Source organism: Manganibacter manganicus, assembly GCF_002075885.1.
Classification (GTDB): Bacteria; Pseudomonadota; Alphaproteobacteria; order Rhizobiales; family Rhizobiaceae; genus Mesorhizobium; species Mesorhizobium manganicum.
The window spans coordinates 147,328-164,407 of sequence record NZ_MDET01000001.1 but is presented as its reverse complement, the minus strand read 5'-3'; the positions used below and the strand labels follow the sequence as shown (position 1 = coordinate 164,407).

Genomic DNA, 17,080 nt, shown 5'->3' with positions numbered 1-17,080 from the left:
ATCGCTCCGCCGGTTTTTCTTGTTAAATAAACCAGAACCCGATCTGAAAAATCAGTTCTTGGCCTTGTCGACCAACTGATTCTTGGCAATCCACGGCATCATGCCGCGCAGTTTCGCACCGACCTGCTCGATCTCATGCTCGTCGTTCAGGCGGCGGATGCCCTTGAAGCGCGCCATGCCGGACTTGTACTCCTGCATCCATTCGGAGGTGAACTTGCCCGTCTGGATATCCTTCAGGACGCGCTTCATCTCGGCCTTGGTCTCGGCGGTGATGATGCGCGGGCCGGAAACATATTCGCCCCACTCGGCCGTGTTGGAGATCGAGTAGTTCATGTTGGCGATGCCGCCCTCGTAGATCAGGTCGACGATCAGCTTCACTTCGTGCAGGCACTCGAAATAGGCCATTTCGGGCGCGTAGCCGGCTTCCACCAGCGTCTCGAAACCGGCGCGGATCAGTTCGACCAGGCCGCCGCACAGCACGACCTGCTCGCCGAACAGGTCGGTTTCGCATTCTTCGCGGAAATTCGTCTCGATGACGCCCGAACGGCCGCCGCCGATGGCGCAGGCATAGGACAGCGCCAGATCGTGCGCGTTGCCGCTGGCATCGTGATCGACCGCGATCAGGCATGGCACGCCGCCCCCCTTCTGGTATTCGCCGCGCACCGTATGGCCGGGACCTTTCGGCGCCACCATCACCACGTCGATGGTCTTCTTGGGCTCGATCAGGCCGAAATGCACGTTGAGGCCGTGCGCGAAGGCAATTGCGGCGCCGTCGCGGATATTCGGCGCAATCTCATTCTTGTAGATATCGGCCTGAAGTTCGTCGGGCGTCGCCATCATCATCAGGTCGGCCCATTTCGCCACCTCGGCGACACTCATCACCTTGAGCCCGTCGGCCTCGACCTTCCTGGCGGTCGCCGAACCCGGCTTGAGGCCGATGGCGATCTCCTTGGCGCCGGAATCCTTGAGATTGAGCGCATGGGCGCGGCCCTGAGAACCGTAGCCGATGACGGCAACCTTCTTGCCCTTGATCAGATTGAGATCGGCGTCGCGATCGTAATAGACACGCATTTCCTGTCCTTCCCGTGTTTGAATTTCACTGAACTTGCTGGTCTTTCCTGGCCCCGTAGAGGGCGAGAAACTGCTGTGTGGCGCGGATGGCGTCGCTTTCGATCGCGGCTTCGGTCAGGCCGGGCCAATCGCCAAGCAACAGCCGGATCTGCACATCGCGCGCCACCAATCCGAAAAATGTGCGAAACGCCGTCTCCGCGTCCTCGAAGACAAGATGTCCGCTGCGCTTGCCGGCATCGAGAACAGGTTTCAACCGCTTGGCCAGCGCGAAGCGCCCATTGTCGAGAACGATGGCGCCAAGATTGTCCTTGCCCGATCCCGCATGGCCGATCGCGACACGGTTGAGGGCGACGGACGTGTCGCTCGAAATCACCTTCAGCCAGTCGCGGGCATAGCCCTCCAGGCTTTCGGTCAGGGAAACGAGATCAAGCTTCTTCTGATCGACCGGCACGACGCGAACCTTGGAGGCCTGCCACTGGACCGTCGCCGTCAGCAGGCCGTCGCGATCGCCGAACCATTTGTAGAGTGTTTCCTTGGAGCAGCTTGCCCGCCGCGCCACCGCAGCCATGGTCAGGCTGTCGCCCTCCTCCACCAGAAGACGCAAGGCCGTGTCCAGCACATCGCGCTGGCGCGGCGTAAGTTCTCCCATCTCTGCGGTGTCGGCCATCTGCCTATACGCCTCAAATCAGAGTACCGTACGTTACGGTTCTGATCGTCTATGGCGCATTGCCTGCCTCATGGCAAGCCGGAAAGACCGGTCAGATCGCCACCTGGGTCCCGATTTCCACCACGCGCCCCGTCGGAATCTGGAAATATTCGGTGGCGTCGGCCGCGGAGCGCGCCAGGCCGATGAAGAGCTTGTCCTGCCATGTCGGCATGCCCGAATTGGGCGATGCCTTCAGCGAGCGCCGCGACAGGAAGAACGACGTCGTCATGATGTCGAATTTCCAGCCCTGCTTGCGGCAGATCGCCAGAGCACGCGGAATATTTGGCTGTTCCATGTAGCCGAAGGTCAGCGACACCCGCATGAAAAGCGGATTGATGGTTTCCATCTTGACCCGCTCGGCATCCGGCACGGTGGGTTGCGGCGCCGTCACGACCGAAAGGATGACGTTCTGCTCATGCAGAACCTTGTAGTGCTTGAGGCTGTGCATCAGCGCCGTCGGCGCGCTCGTCGGATCGCTGGTCAGAAATACGGCGGTGCCGGCTACCAGTTGCGGCTTTTTCTTCAGCAGATTTCCGGCGAGGAAATCAAGCGGCACTTCATTGCGTCGCGTCTTGTCGAAAAGATAGCGGCTGCCCCTGATCCAGGTCGCCATGATCAGCCCCATGACGCAGGCGACGGTGATCGAAACCCAGCCGCCTTCCGCGATCTTGACGACATTGGCCGAGAAGAAGCCCAGATCGATGACGCCGAACAGGATTGCCAGGGCGAGCGCGCCTGCAAGTTGCCATTTCCACATCCAGCGCATCACGACGAACAGCAGGAAGGTCGTCATCAGCATCTCACCGGTGACGGAAATGCCGTAGGCCGAGGCCAGAGCGCTGGAACTGCCGAAACCGACCACCAGCAGCATCACCGCCACGGCGATGATGAAATTGACGCGCGGCATATAAATCTGGCCGAGTTGCATCTCTGACGTATGCTGGACCTCGATGCGCGGCAGAAGATTGAGTTGCACGGCTTGCCGGGTCAGCGAAAACGCGCCCGAAATCACCGCCTGGCTGGCGATCACCGTGGCTGCGGTTGCCAGCCCGACCATCGGCGCGATTCCCCAGGAAGGCAGCATCTCGAAAAAGGGCATGTCGGGGACGATGCCACGGGACAGCACATAGGCGCCCTGCCCGAAATAGTTCAGCAGCAGGCACGGAAAGACAATCGAGAACCAGGTGAGAACGATCGGCCGCCGCCCGAAATGGCCAAGATCGACATAAAGAGCCTCGGCGCCGGTGACGGCCAGAAACACCGCGCCAACCGTAATGAAGGCCACGTCCGGTTCGTTGAACAAATAGATGACGGCGTGATACGGATTGACCGCCAGAAGCACGGACGGGTCGTCCCAGATGTGCACAAGGCCGGCCAGGCCGATCATCAGGAACCAGATCGCCATGATCGGGCCGAAAACAACCGCCACGCGCCCGCTGCCGAATTTCTGGACCGAGAACAGCAGCGCCAGAATGACCAGCGTGATCGGGACGACATAGGCATCCAAGGTCGGCGTTACCACCTCGATGCCTTCGACGGCCGAAAGGACGGAAATGGCCGGGGTGATGACCGAATCGCCGAAGAACAGGGCCGCTCCACACAAGCCGATGACGAGTATCGCCTTCGAGCCGGCAGGATAGGCGGTGCGTGCCAGCGCCATCAGCGATAGCGTGCCGCCCTCGCCCTTATTGTCGGCGCGTAGCACGAAGGCGACGTATTTCACCGTCACGATGATGGTGAGCGCCCAGAGGATCAGCGACAGCACGCCCAGCACGTCTTCGCGGATAAACGTGTCTCCGGAGGCATGCAGGGCCTCGCGGAAGGCGTAGATCGGGCTCGTGCCGATATCGCCATAGACGACGCCCAGCGCACCGATCATCAAAACCTTGGTGCTGTGCTGCGCCGCCTCGCCTTGGCTCGGCTGCTCGACAGGCCCTGCCTCACCATCGTTCCCGGCAAACGCCATGGGCGACACTCCGTTAGAGCGCGGTGCTCTACTCTTGCTGCAACGCAATATCAAGTGCCTCGGGATTGAGACATGCACGCGACAGCTAGGGTCAGGACCCTAGGTTGCCCGCATTATCACCAACCACATGCGTGGAGGAATCTTCTGACGGTCTCCGCCATGCCATACTCCAGCGCATCGGCCGTCAATCCATGCCCGATCGACACTTCCGCCAGATCGGGAATGCGCCTGGACAGCGCCGGCAGATTGGCGACGACGAGATCGTGCCCGGCATTGACACCAAGCCCTGCGGCCCGCGCGGCATCGGCGGTTTTTCCGAGCTTTTCCAATTCTTTGGCCGCCTTTTCTGAATCGGAATGGAAACCGCCATAGGGGCCGGTATAGAGTTCGATACGATCAGCGCCGGTATCTCGCGCGGCGCCCACCCCATCCGGATCGGCGTCTGCGAACAGAGACACGCGCAGTCCGTTTTTCTTCAACCGCTTGACGACCGGCGAAAGGAATGCGGCCTGCTTCGCGAAATCCCAGCCATGATCCGACGTCGCCTGAGCGGGATCGTCAGGCACCAGCGTCACCTGGTTCGGTTGGCTCTTTTCCACAAGTGCCAGAAAGTCGTCCGTAGGGTAGCCTTCGATGTTGAATTCGGCCTGCGGAAATTCATCGTCGATCAGCGCACGCAAGTCGGGAAGATCGGAAAAGCGTATGTGCCGCTGATCGGGCCTTGGGTGGACGGTCAGGCCATGCGCGCCGGCGCCAAGCGCAATGCGCCCCAAATGGGTCACGCTTGGCCATGGCAGGTCGCGCCGGTTGCGCAGCATGGCGATGGCATTGAGATTGACCGACAGTTTCGCAGGCACCCTTGCCTCCCGGATATTTCACAACGCCTCTATAGCGTCTTTGGTGGGTACGGATAGCGGATTTCGGTATTCCAGCCTCAGCAATCGCTTACCGCACGATTGTCAGCCGCTCGGCAGCACGGGTGATCGCGGTATAGAGCCAGCGTTCGCGATTATCCTTGAAAGCCCAGCTTTCATCGAAAAGCACGACATCGTTCCATTGCGAGCCCTGCGCCTTGTGCACGGTGAGCGCATAGCCATAGTCAAAATCGTCGAAGCGCTTTTTCTGCTGCCACGAGATTTCGGCATCCGTGTCCTCGAAAGCCGCCTTGAGCAGCTTGATCTTGGCGACGCCGCGATCCGGATCGTCCTCTTCCGGCGATACCAGCAGATTGATGCCGGGCTTCACCGTTTCGCGCGATGCGGTCATCACTTTCCACAGCGAGCCATTGAGCAGCCCCTTGGCCGGGTCGTTGCGCAGGCAGACAAGCTTGTCGCCGGCTTGCGGATAGTCGGCCGTAAAACCTTTCAGTTCGCGTAACCGGCGATTATAGCGCCGGCGCGTGCGATTGGTGCCGACCAGCACCTGATCGGCATCGATCACCAGATCCTGCGTCACCTCATCCTTGCCGATCACGCGCGCGGTGCCATAATCGCCGCGCATGAATTCGCGCCCCTCACGCACATCGAGCGCCAGTTGGATGATCGGGTTGTCGCGCGCCTGCCGATGGATTTCCGTGAGCAGGAAATCGGGTTCATGCTCGGTAAAGAACCCTCCGCCGGAAATCGGCGGCAACTGGCCGGGATCTCCAAGCACCAGGATCGGCGTGCCGAAGCTCATCAGGTCGCGCCCCAGTTGCTCGTCCACCATCGAGCACTCGTCGATGACGACCAGCGCGGCCCTGGAAATCGGGCTCTGTCGATTGAGCGAAAAGGTCGGATTGATCGACGTCTTGCCGGTCGTTTCGTCCTCGACCGCCTCCTCGCCGCGCGGCCGGTAGATCAGGGAATGGATGGTGCGCGCATTGACCGCACCCCTGGAGCGCAGCACCTGCGCGGCCTTGCCGGTGAAGGCGGCGAACTGCACCTGGCCATCGACATGCTCGGCGAAGTAGCGCGCCAGCGTGGTCTTGCCGGTACCGGCATAGCCGAACAGCCTGAAGATCTGCGGCTTCCCGGCCTTCAGCCATTTCGCGACGGCCTTGAGCGCCTCATCCTGTTGCGGAGAAAATTCCATTGCATCGAAAGACAGGATTCGCTCGGCAAGGGCAAGATGCCGGAAGTCGAAGACAGATGTGCTACTTCTGCCTGTTGTGCTCGATGAATGAGAGAAAAGCCTTGCCGAAATTGGCGAGAAATTCCCGTGTATCCTCGTTGACGAGTTCGCCCTTGTCGTCGAACAGGCTGGCGGCGTTGCCGATATAGGCTTCGGGCTGCGCCATGACAGGCATGTTCAGGAAAGCCAGCGACTGCCGCAGATGATGATTAGCGCCGAACCCGCCGATCGCGCCGATCGACGTCGAAATGACCGCCGCAGGCTTGTTCAGCAAGGCACCCTGCCCGTATGGGCGCGACGCGACGTCAATCGCGTTCTTGAGCACACCAGGCACCGAACGATTATACTCGGCGGTGACGAACAGGATCGCATCGGCCGCTGAAATGCGCTCGCGAAATGCCGTCCAGTCAGCCGGTGGATTCGCCTCCAGATCCTGATTGAAATAGGAGACCGCGCCGATATCGAGAAAATCGAACTCTGGTCCCGGTGCCAGCTTGGCGATGGCGCGTGCGGTTTTGCGGCTGAAGGATTCCTTGCGCAGGCTTCCGACGAGAACGGCTATGGTGGTCATGACAGTCTCCTGAATAAGGGTCTCGATCTATGATGCGGCCCTGAGAGGGCTTGGCGTGGGCGGCGCGCGGTCAGGCGATCATCAACGCGTCGGCAGCGGAAATAGTTGCCACGCCCTCCGCAAGAAGGATTTTCCGTGCCGATGCAAGAAGACCTGCGCCCGTCACGGCTCGAACCGCCTATTGCAGCATCGGCCACAAGGTTGCCGCCAGAAGAATGCCCATGGCGATGTTGAACCGTTTCAGCCGGATCGGGTCCGACAGGAAGCCACGCAGAGCGGTGCCAAAGCCGGCCCACACTGAAACGCTGGGCAAATTCACGATGCCGAAGGCGGCCGCAATCAGGAAGACGGAGAGAAAAGGGCGCTGCGGATTGCTATAGACGGCCATGGCCGTCACCGCCATCACCCAGGCTTTCGGATTGACCCATTGAAATGCCGCGGCGTCGAAAAAGCCCATCGGTCGAGCCGCGCTATCGCCTCCGGCGTCCAGTGAGCGCGCCATGGCGATCTTCCAGGCAAGGTAAAGCAGGTAGGCGCCTCCGGCGATCTTCAGCGCCGTATGCAGGACAGGAAACGCAATCAGCACCGCACCGAGGCCAAAGCCGACCGCCAACAATAACACAACAAAACCGATGCCAATTCCCAACATATGCGGGACCGAACGAACGAAGCCAAAATTGACCCCGGACGTCAATAACATCAAGTTGTTAGGTCCCGGCGTGATTGAGGTTACGAAGGCATAAACCAACAATGCAGCCAACATTTCGGAAGACATGGCAAAAACCACATTGAAGGCCGCTACATGCCCTGCCCGCCGCGGTTCATGGCAGCTACACCGGTGCGACAAATTTCAATCAGGCCCAGCGGCCGCATGATGGCGATGAACTGATCGATCTTCGAACTCTTGCCGGTGATCTGAAAAATGAAATGCTCGGTGTTGGCGTCCACGACATGGGCGCGAAAGGCGTCGGCAAGGCGAAGCGCCTCGACGCGGGCATCGCCGGTCCCCGATACCTTGATCAGCGCCAATTCCCGCTCCAGCGGCCGTTCCTGCCCCAATTCCCGCGAACGCACGGTAAGATCGACGACCCGATGAACCGGAACGATGCGCTCCAACTGATGCTTGATCTGCTCCAATACATGCGGCGTGCCGCTGGTCACGATGGTAATGCGCGACAGATGCGTTTCATGCTCGGTTTCCGAAACCGTCAGGCTCTCGATGTTATAGCCGCGCCCGGAAAACAGGCCGATGACGCGGGCAAGAACGCCGGGCTCGTTGTCGACCAGAACCGAAAGCGTGTGGTTTTCCGACGCCTGTGTTTCCTTGGCTATGAAATAGGCCGATCCGGTCGGCTGAAGCTGTGCATTCATGTTGATTCTCGATCTTGATTTTATTCGCTAACATTCTGATTCTGCACGGCTTCGCCGGCGCCAATCAACGGTCTAAACCAGTTCCCTGCCCTTGGCGTCGATGGCGTTGGCCACGGCCTCGTCGGTCGCCTCGTCAGGCAACAACATCTCGTTGTGCGCCTTGCCCGAAGGGATCATCGGGAAGCAATTGGCCAGAGCCGCGACATGGCAATCGAACAGTACCGGCTTGTTGATCGAGATCATCTCACGGATAGCATCGTCCAGTTCACCGGGCTTCTCGCAGCGTATGCCGTGGCCGCCATAGGCCTCCGCCAGTTTGACGAAATCCGGCATGGCTTCGGTGTAGGAATGCGATAGCCGGTTGCCATGCAGCAATTGCTGCCATTGGCGTACCATGCCCATATACTGGTTGTTCAGGATGAAAATCTTGATCGGCGCGTTGTGCTGCACCGCCGCCGACATTTCCTGAATGGTCATCTGCACCGAAGCGTCGCCGGCAATGTCGATCACCAGTGCATCCGGGTGAGCGATCTGCACGCCGAGCGCCGCCGGCAGGCCGTATCCCATCGTCCCCAAGCCGCCGGAAGTCATCCAGCGGTTCGGTTCGTCGAAATGGAAATATTGCGCCGCCCACATCTGGTGCTGGCCGACCTCGGTCGTGATGTAGGTATCCTTGCCCTTTGTCAGTTCAAACAGCCGCTCGATGGCGTATTGCGGCATGATGACATCGGGATTGGTTTTATAGGCAAGCGAATCGCGCGCCCGCCAGCGTGCAATCTGCTCCCACCAAGGATGAAGCGCCTTCTTGTCGGATTTGACGGTGGCGCGCCACAGCCGCACCATATCTTCGAGCACCCGACCGCAATCGCCGATAATGCCGATATCTGCACGAACATTCTTGTTGATCGAGGAAGGATCGATGTCGATGTGGATTTTCTTGGAGTTCGGCGAAAAGGCATCCAGCCGGCCGGTGATGCGATCGTCGAAGCGCGCGCCGATGCACACCATCACATCGCAATCATGCATGGCCATATTGGCTTCAAAGGTGCCGTGCATGCCCAGCATGCCGAGCCAGTTCTTGCCCGAGGCCGGATAAGAACCCAGCCCCATCAGCGTCGACGTGATGGGAAAGCCGGTGAGTTCGACCAGTTCGCGCAGCAGATGGCTGGCCTCTGGTCCGGAATTGATGACACCGCCACCGGTATAGAGAATTGGCTTCTTCGCGCCTGCCATCAATTCGACGGCAGGCTTGATACGGTCGAGATCGCCCTGGACCTTCGGATGATAGCTGGTGCGCGGCGCCGTCTGCGGCGGGACATAGATGCCCTTGGCGAATTGCACGTCCTTTGGAATATCGACCACCACCGGACCCGGACGACCGGTCGTTGCGATATGGAATGCCTCATGCAGCGTCTTGGCCAGGTTGTTGACGTCCTTCACCAGCCAATTGTGCTTGGTGCAAGGGCGTGTGATGCCGACCGTATCGCATTCCTGAAAGCCGTCGGAACCGATCAGCGACGTCGGCACCTGCCCGGTGATGCAGACAAGCGGAATGGAATCCATCAACGCATCCTGCAATGGCGTCACCGCATTGGTGGCGCCCGGTCCCGATGTCACCAGCATGACACCCGCCTTGCCGGTGGAACGCGCATAGCCTTCGGCAGCATGGCCGGCGCCCTGCTCATGGCGAACGAGAATGTGGTTCACCTGATCCTGCTGGAAAATCTCGTCATAGATCGGAAGCACCGCGCCGCCCGGATAGCCGAAGACATGCTCGACGCCATTGTCGATCAGCGCCTGCACCACCATTTCGGCGCCCGTCATTTCGCGCCGTTCACTTTGTCCGTTGCTCATCGGTCCGTTCCGTCTTTCATCGCCAACTCAGGCATTTGGTTCGTCTAGTCTTGTTTCCGGAAATAAAAAAGGCCCCCGGAAGGGAGCCTGTGCAGCGCATGGGAGGATTTCGCCCGGCGGTTACACCGCCTTGCCCACGCGCTTTCCTACTACGAGAATGAGTTTCCTGTTCATGGGCGCGGACAGTAAGGGCAAGATGCAAGTTCTGTCAACGGACTTCATTGTTTTGATGCGTCGTGAATTCAGCGCGCCGTCAGCCCATCGCGGCTACTGCCCGGATTTGCTGCTTTTGCTTAATTGCTCTTAAACCATCCCCCCAAACCCCGCTTTAACGCGGATCCGCTAGATCATCCGCAGGGACCGGGGACAATTTGCATGTTCATTCAACGCGAGGCTTCGGAAGCCACATCACAGGAACGCCGTGACGTCGCCCAGGACGACCGGCGCATACTGGGCCATATCGTGCAGTGCGACGGCGCGCGCGCCGTCATCGCCGCCTATGCCAGCGAGGGGGACAGCCCGATCACCGGTCGCTGGTCAGTCGGCAGGATGATCTCGATCAATCTTGGCACCTCACGCATCGTCGGCATGGTCCATGCCATCGCCAAGCCGGACCACGTCTGGATCGAGGAATCCACCAATCCGATCGAAGTGCATGTCGAACTCGTTGGCGAAGTGCGCGACGGCGCGACGCCGGAAGCAAACCCGGTGTTCGACCGAGGCATCGCCACCTATCCTCATATCGGCGCCATCGCGCATCGTATCCGCGCGCGCGATCTGCAAGCCGTTTACGACCTTGCCGGGCGCCGAACCATCACGATCGGCACTTTGTCACAGGACGAGGAAATCAACGCCAACATCGCCATCGATGACACGCTGTCGCGCCACTTCGCCATTGTCGGCACCACCGGCGTCGGCAAATCGACTGCCGTCTCCTTACTGTTGCGCAAGGCGGTGACGGCGCGGCCGGACCTTCGCGTTCTGATCCTCGACCCACACAATGAGTTTGCAGCGGCACTGCCGGAGCACTGCGTAACGATCGATGCGTCGAACCTCGACCTGCCGTTCTGGCTGTTTCGGCTGGAGGAATTTGCGGAAGTGCTGTTTCGCGGCCGCGAAGCGCCGCCGGAGGAAACCGACATCCTGCGCGATCTAATTCCGGCGGCCAAATCGCTCTATCGCAATCCCAATGCCGGCGCCTATTTGCGTCGCGGCGCAGATAGCCTGACCACCGACTCCCCCGTGCCTTACCGGATCGCCGACCTCATCAAGCTTATCGACGAGCGGATTGGTTTGTTGGAAAGCAAAAATGAACGCCCGGCGCTGAAATCGTTGAAATCGCGCATCGAACAAGCCGCGTCCGATCCGAACTATCGCTTCATGTTCAATTCGCGCCTGATCGAGGACACGATCCACGAGACGATCGGCAATATATTCCGAATTCCGATGAACGACCGTCCGATAACTTGTTTCGAGATGGCCGGCCTGCCTTCGGAAGTGGTGAACTCGGTGTGCTCGGTGTTGGCGCGTCTCGCCTTCGATCTAGCCGTCTGGAGCGAGGGTCGGCTGAAACTTCTCCTGCTGTGCGAAGAAGCGCACAGATATATGCCGGCCGATGCGCGGCGCGGCTTTGCCCCGACCCGGCATGCCCTTTCCCGCATTGCCAAGGAAGGGCGCAAGTATGGCTGCTATCTCGGCATCGTCACACAACGGCCAGGCGAACTCGACCCGACGATCCTGTCACAATGCTCGACCTTCTTCGCCATGCGACTCGCCAACGAACACGACCAGGAGATCATCCGCTCCGCGATAGCGGATTCTTCCGCGTCGGCACTGACATTCCTGTCTTCGATCGGCCAGCGTGAAGCCATCGCTTTCGGCGAAGGTGTGGCTACCACGATGCGGCTGAAATTCGAGAAACTCGACGCCGCCTTGCTGCCTGGCTCCGCACAAAGCGCAAATCCTGACGCCGGTGCCTCAAGCCCAGACGTCGATCTGTTCGCAATCGTGGAACGGCTGCGCAATGTGCCGAAGCCGCAGCCCACATTCAGTTCCGCCGAGCCCTCCGGCATTGCACGGCAGGCAGGCGATCCCGGCTTTCACCGGCCTGCCATGCCTCGTCTCCAGCCCGATGAAGACTTCGACCAGCGCTATGGATTGAGACCATCCACCTTTGGCTTGCGCCAGCAAGGCGATTAAACAACATAAGCATTCGTTCCTGACGCCGACGACGCCGACCCCACTCAAGCGCAGACGCGGTTACGCCCCATCCGCTTGGCTTCGTAAAGCTGCCTGTCGGCGCGGCGATAGAAATCCTCCGCCGGCTCCTTGCCGTCCCAGACCGCCAGGCCGACACTGGTAGTGATCCTGAGACGGACATTGCCCGACATCACCGCCATGCCGGCAACCGCGTTGCGGATGCGCTCGGCGAACCTGGCCAACGGTTCGGCGTCCATGTTGGGGGTGACGACGGCGAATTCCTCGCCCCCCAGGCGGGCGACGACGTCGTGATAACGTGTCATGCCCTTGAGGCATTTGGCGACCGCCTTCAGCACGTCATCGCCTACATCGTGACCATGAGTATCGTTGACCTGCTTGAAATGATCGAGATCGAGGATCATCAGCCCGACTGGTCTGCCGATACGCTTGAACTCCCCGATATATTCGCGCAACGCATCATCGAAATAGCGCCGGTTCTGCATGCCTGTCAGGGCATCCGTCAGAGCCGCGTGTTCCAGCGTTTCCGAGCGCGCGCTGAGCGAAACAGTCATGGCGCGCAGCTTTTTTTCTTCTCTCACCTGCTTGCGGATCAGCGGATAGATGAAGAAGACGCCAAAGAACAAGGCCGTCGCCACCAGCACGCCAATGGCCGAAAGCAGCCTGTTGAGATAGGCGACTCTTGCGCCGCCGATCGGATCCACCGCGCCGGCAGGTATGGTCTGCAAATAGTCATAGGCATGCAAAGTCACCACGCCTGCTGCGAGGATGACGATGATAAAGACAAAGAATGCCGATTCCGCCGGGTGGAAACGCATCGAAAACCCAATAGAGACCTGTCCACCTCCTTATGGCATTCGAGGCCTTACGGAGGGTTAACCCTGGCAACCCTGGCGCGAAATCTACCCGTTTCGAACAGCCGATCCCGGCTTGCGAACAACCGGATTTATGCTTCCTTCAATCCGTTCTCTGCCTTCGCGATTCGCTGCCATTGCGGCCCGAGTTGATGCCGAAACCAGGTGGTTTGTCGCTTTGCATATTGTCTCGTTGCGGTCTTGGCGCGCTGAACGGCTTCATCCAGGGTCATCTTACCCATCTGCGCCGCCAGCAATTCGCGCACGCCGATCGCCTTCATCGCAGGCAGCATCGGGTCGAGCCCCAAAGCGCCCAGCCGCTCGGCTTCCGCAAACGCGCCCTGTTCCATCATCATGTCGAAGCGCTTTTCTATACGCGCAACCAGTTCACTCCGATCCGGTTCGACGACGATGAAACGGGCGCTCAGCCCGTCGATCAAAGGGCGGCCGACACCGGCCTGCCAGTCCAGGATCGACCTGCCGGACACGTCGATCACCTCCAATGCCCGCACAATGCGTTGGCCATCGGTCGGCCGTAGCTGCTCGCCAGCGGCGGGATCGCGCAGGGAAAGCATTTCATGCAGGGCCGCGGCACCCTTTTGGTGGAGTGCGGCACGCCAGCGATTGCGGATGACAGCCGGAATATCCGGCATTTCGGCGATGCCCTCGACGAGAGCGCGAAAGTAGAGACCGGTGCCGCCAACGAAGATCACAGGCCTCCCGCTGATCGCACCATTGCCGACCAACCGTTCCACATCTCGCAGCCACATGCCGGTCGAATAGGCTTGCGCGGGATCGACATGGCCATAGAGCCAATGCGACGCACGGGCCAATTCCTCCGCGCCGGGGCGAGCGGTCAAAACATGCAGGACCGAATAGACCTGCATGGAATCCGCATTGACGATAACGCCGCCATTGCGCTCCGCAATGGCCAACGCCAGCGCAGACTTGCCGCTGGCCGTTGGCCCGGCTATCAGGATCGCTCCCTCAAGCCGGCGCGCACCGGCCTTGCTACCGGATCGCTCGATGCCGCTCGTTGCCACGCTCATTTCCCATCCTGCCAACCCTGTGCTGTCGCAAGAACTGGCGAATATGGCTTCGGCAGCCCTCGGCGCAAGCGCCCCGATATGGTTGGCGCAAGGCATTGCCTGCGATCTCTCTCTACCGCAAGAGGCGGACATCAGTTCATCGGCGATCAATTTGCGCCGGGCATTGGCCGGTGAACCAATCGATATCGTGGTGCAGCCAGTCACGAACCGCCGCAAGAGAATCCTGGTCGCCGATATGGATTCGACCATGATCGATCAGGAATGCATCGATGAACTGGCCGACGAAATCGGCGCCAAGGAGCGTGTCGCGGCCATCACGGCGCGCGCCATGAATGGCGAAATCGCCTTCGAGCCGGCTTTGCGGGAGCGCGTCGCATTGCTGAAGGGTATCCATCTCGACGTGATCGACCGTATCATCGACAACAGGCTGACACTCGCTTCCGGCGCACGCGCGCTGGTCCAGACGATGCGCAAGAATGGTGCATGGACGGCATTGGTCTCCGGCGGCTTCGACATTTTTACCCGTCGGATTGCCGAAAAGCTGGGCTTTCACGAAGATCGCGCCAACCGCCTGATGGACGCATGTGGCCGGCTTTCCGGCGAGGTTGCGGAACCGATCCTCGGAGGACAGGCCAAGGCCGACGCGCTCCTGGAGATCGTGACGAGGCTGAATCTCACGCCGGCGGATGTCATCGCCGTTGGCGATGGCGCCAATGATCTCGATATGATCCGTCTTGCAGGTGCGGGGGTGGCGCTGCACGCAAAACCCGCCGTCGCTGCTGCCGCAGGGCTGCGCATCGACCATGGCGACCTTACCGCCCTGCTTTACATGCAAGGCTACCGCCAGACTGAGTTTGTGGAATGAAACCGATGCACACCGAGCGCCTCATCCTGCGCAATTGGCAGGAGCGGGATCGCAGCCTTTTCCACCGTATCAACTCCGATGAGCGGGTCATGGAGTTCTTTCCATTCAGGCGCACGCGCGCGCAATCAGACCCCAAGATGGACGAATTCCGCGCGACTATCGAAGCTGACGGCTATGGCTGGACGGCCGTCGAAATCGCGGCCACCGGCGAATGCATCGGCTTTGTAGGACTGAACGGAACCGACCATATCGATTTCCTTCCAGCCGGCATGCTTGAGATCGGCTGGCGGATCGCGCCGGAATTCTGGGGGCGCGGCTACGTCATCGAAGCAGCTCAAGCATGGCTCGCCCATGCTTTCCAGTCCCTGCATCTGAACGAAGTCGTCTCATTCGCCGTTTGGAACAACCGGCGTTCCATCGCGGTCATGGAACGCCTCAACATGAGCGCCGATCCGACCATGGATTTCAACCATCCGTCGGTTCCCGAGAGCCATCCGCATTTGAAGCGCCACGTCCTTTACCGCATGACAAAAGAAAATTGGATCGAAAAACGGAAAAAGGTGGCCGGATAGCCGCCTTTTTCCGAACAAAAACCGACATTTGCCCGAACGGGCGGAATCAATCCATGCGCACCGTGACGAAGCGCAACTCGCCGCTTTTCGAGGCCAGCATCAAGAGCGCATTCTTGCGGCCCTGGTCCTTGAGGGCCTTGATCCGATCAAGGACATCCTTGGGTGCGGATACGGATTCCTGCGCAATTTCGGTAATGACGTCACCCGCCTTGATACCCCGTTCGGCGGCAGCCGAATCCTTGGCAACGTCGGTGATGACCACGCCGGATACATCGGCGGCAATACCGAATTTGGCACGTATATCGTCGCTGAGTTCGCCGATCGTCATGCCAAGCACAGAGGTGGTTTCAACCGCCTGATTCTGGTTTTCGGCGCTTCCCTCTTCCGTATCCTGATCTTCTTCCTCGCCGGCCGCTGCATTGGCGCTATCCTCAAGCCTGCCCAGCGTGACCTTGATCGTCTGCTCTTTGGCCTTGCGCACGACCACGACATCGACCGTCTTGCCGACCGGGCTCTCGGCGACGATGCGCGGCAGGTCGCGCATCTCGTCAATATCCTTGCCATCGAACTTGACGATGACGTCTCCGGGCTGGATCGTGCCATTGTCAACGGGCCCGCCCTTCATGACACCGGCCACAAGCGCGCCTTTGGCATCTTTCATGCCAAGACTCTCGGCAATGTCTTCCGTCACCGGCTGGATACGCACGCCGAGCCAGCCGCGCCGCGTCTCGCCATATTGCTGCAACTGATCGACGACATTGGCAGCGAGTTCCGAAGGAATGGAGAAGCCGATGCCGATCGAGCCGCCCGATGGCGAGATGATCGCCGTGTTGATTCCAATGACCTCGCCGTTCATGTTGAACAGCGGCCCGCCCGAATTGCCGCGATTGATCGCTGCGTCGGTCTGGATGAAGTCGTCATAGGGGCCGGAATTGATGTCGCGGTTGCGTGCCGACACGATACCGAGCGTGACCGTGCCGCCAAGCCCAAACGGATTGCCGATCGCCATCACCCAGTCGCCGATGCGCATCTTGCTGGAATCGCCGAACTTCACCGCCGTCAGTTTGTGTCCTTTGGGATCGACCTTGAGCAGCGCAATATCGGTCTTCGGGTCGGTTCCGATCAGTTCGGCTTTCAGGGTTACGCCATCGGAGAAATTGACCTCGATGGAATCGGCATCGGCGATGACGTGATTGTTGGTGACGACAAAGCCCTCGGCATCAATGACAAACCCGGATCCGAGGGATTGGACCTTTTGCGCCTCGCTCTGGCCACCACGATCCTTGAAAAAGTCCTTGAAGAAATCCTGAAAAGGCGAACCTTCCGGCAATTCCGGCATCGGCACAGCGCCAGGACCATCGTTGCCCTTGATCGTCTGTGACGTGGAAATGTTGACAACGGCCCCGAGCAGACCGGCCGCCAGATCGGCCACCGAGGCCGGACCGTTGGTCGGCGGCATCGAAGTGGCGGATGCGGTGAAGGGAAGCGAGCCGATCAAGGCAGCCGCGCTTACCACGAGCAGAGCTTTTCTTGCCGGTGAAAGAATGTTCGATGTCATGGCCGTCTCCGGTCTATCGCGAAAATCGGCACGCGCAGGCGCAGCCGCATTCGACTAGGTGGGCATGAAATAAAGCAGGTTCATGGCTTTGGCCATCCATGCAGTAAAAATGCACCTGAAGTCGGCCTATCCACGAACAAGCCATACAATGCCCACGCCTATGGCAAGCGCCACCAGTCCGGCGACCCTCAGCATTGATTCCGGCATCGCCAGAATCTCACCCGCCAACCGCTTGGCGAGTTGGGGAAAGCCGCAATAGATCAGGCCTTCCACAACAAGCACCAGGCCGATGGCGGCCAGGAAATCCGGCACGC

16 protein-coding genes are annotated in these 17,080 nt (G+C 59.9%); 3 read left to right on the top strand and 13 right to left on the bottom strand.

Going from position 1 to position 17,080, the window contains the following annotated elements; genetic code table 11:
- Positions 1–51 precede the first annotated feature (51 nt).
- The 9 genes from ilvC to BFN67_RS00715 form a co-directional block, all read right to left on the bottom strand.
- A complete protein-coding gene (ilvC, locus tag BFN67_RS00755; protein WP_080917674.1) occupies positions 52–1,071 on the bottom strand; it encodes a ketol-acid reductoisomerase in 1,020 nt (339 codons plus the stop codon).
- A gap of 25 nt (positions 1,072–1,096) precedes the next feature.
- On the bottom strand, positions 1,097–1,738 hold the full coding sequence (locus tag BFN67_RS00750; protein ID WP_080917673.1) for a TetR/AcrR family transcriptional regulator: 642 nt from the start codon (positions 1,736–1,738) through the stop codon (positions 1,097–1,099).
- 91 nt (positions 1,739–1,829) lie between these two features.
- Positions 1,830–3,743 carry a potassium transporter Kup gene (locus tag BFN67_RS00745; RefSeq protein WP_080917918.1) on the bottom strand — a complete coding sequence of 638 codons (1,914 nt, stop codon included), beginning with the start codon at positions 3,741–3,743 and terminating at the stop codon, positions 1,830–1,832.
- Between the two features lie 116 nt (positions 3,744–3,859).
- On the bottom strand, positions 3,860–4,600 hold the full coding sequence (locus BFN67_RS00740) for a pyridoxine 5'-phosphate synthase (protein WP_080917672.1): 741 nt from the start codon (positions 4,598–4,600) through the stop codon (positions 3,860–3,862).
- A gap of 88 nt (positions 4,601–4,688) precedes the next feature.
- Complete coding sequence (locus tag BFN67_RS00735; RefSeq protein WP_080917671.1) at positions 4,689–5,816, bottom strand: ATP-dependent DNA helicase; 1,128 nt, start codon at positions 5,814–5,816, stop codon at positions 4,689–4,691.
- A 61-nt stretch (positions 5,817–5,877) separates the two neighbouring features.
- Positions 5,878–6,426, bottom strand: a complete 549-nt coding sequence (locus tag BFN67_RS00730) for an NADPH-dependent FMN reductase (protein WP_080917670.1) — start codon at positions 6,424–6,426, stop codon at positions 5,878–5,880.
- Positions 6,427–6,604: 178 nt separating this feature from the next.
- Positions 6,605–7,201 (bottom strand): LysE family translocator, encoded by a 597-nt coding sequence (locus BFN67_RS00725; RefSeq protein WP_080917669.1) that lies wholly within the window; start codon positions 7,199–7,201, stop codon positions 6,605–6,607.
- Between the two features lie 23 nt (positions 7,202–7,224).
- Complete coding sequence (gene ilvN / locus BFN67_RS00720; protein ID WP_080917668.1) at positions 7,225–7,797, bottom strand: acetolactate synthase small subunit; 573 nt, start codon at positions 7,795–7,797, stop codon at positions 7,225–7,227.
- Between the two features lie 72 nt (positions 7,798–7,869).
- Positions 7,870–9,651: an acetolactate synthase 3 large subunit gene (locus tag BFN67_RS00715; protein ID WP_080917667.1), complete on the bottom strand. Its 1,782-nt coding sequence runs from the start codon at positions 9,649–9,651 to the stop codon at positions 7,870–7,872.
- 375 nt (positions 9,652–10,026) lie between these two features.
- Here BFN67_RS00715 and BFN67_RS00710 point away from each other — a divergent pair, with 375 nt between their 5' ends.
- Positions 10,027–11,850 carry an ATP-binding protein gene (locus BFN67_RS00710; protein WP_080917666.1) on the top strand — a complete coding sequence of 608 codons (1,824 nt, stop codon included), beginning with the start codon at positions 10,027–10,029 and terminating at the stop codon, positions 11,848–11,850.
- 44 nt (positions 11,851–11,894) lie between these two features.
- Here the strand turns inward: BFN67_RS00710 and BFN67_RS00705 are convergent, their stop codons facing one another.
- Together BFN67_RS00705 and miaA are read right to left on the bottom strand one after the other, a co-directional pair.
- Positions 11,895–12,686 carry a GGDEF domain-containing protein gene (locus tag BFN67_RS00705; RefSeq protein WP_080917665.1) on the bottom strand — a complete coding sequence of 264 codons (792 nt, stop codon included), beginning with the start codon at positions 12,684–12,686 and terminating at the stop codon, positions 11,895–11,897.
- Positions 12,687–12,814: 128 nt separating this feature from the next.
- The gene (gene miaA / locus BFN67_RS00700) at positions 12,815–13,771 is read right to left on the bottom strand and encodes a tRNA (adenosine(37)-N6)-dimethylallyltransferase MiaA (protein WP_080917664.1); all 957 of its coding nucleotides are present in this window, start codon (positions 13,769–13,771) and stop codon (positions 12,815–12,817) included.
- Here miaA and serB point away from each other — a divergent pair.
- Together serB and BFN67_RS00690 are read left to right on the top strand one after the other, a co-directional pair.
- Positions 13,749–14,636, top strand: coding sequence for a phosphoserine phosphatase SerB (serB, locus tag BFN67_RS00695; protein ID WP_139788965.1), 888 nt, complete (start codon positions 13,749–13,751; stop codon positions 14,634–14,636). The two genes, miaA and serB, sit on opposite strands and share 23 nt — an antisense overlap.
- A complete protein-coding gene (locus tag BFN67_RS00690) occupies positions 14,633–15,208 on the top strand; it encodes a GNAT family N-acetyltransferase (RefSeq protein WP_080917663.1) in 576 nt (191 codons plus the stop codon). Before serB ends, BFN67_RS00690 begins: the two co-directional genes overlap by 4 nt.
- 46 nt (positions 15,209–15,254) lie before the next feature.
- Here BFN67_RS00690 and BFN67_RS00685 read toward each other — a convergent pair whose 3' ends face one another.
- Both BFN67_RS00685 and BFN67_RS00680 read right to left on the bottom strand, forming a co-directional pair.
- Positions 15,255–16,766, bottom strand: a complete 1,512-nt coding sequence (locus BFN67_RS00685; protein ID WP_080917662.1) for a DegQ family serine endoprotease — start codon at positions 16,764–16,766, stop codon at positions 15,255–15,257.
- 126 nt (positions 16,767–16,892) lie between these two features.
- Entirely contained in the window at positions 16,893–17,078 is a 186-nt protein-coding gene (locus BFN67_RS00680) for a DUF2065 domain-containing protein (RefSeq protein WP_080917661.1), read from the bottom strand.
- Between the last annotated feature and the right edge of the window lie 2 nt (positions 17,079–17,080).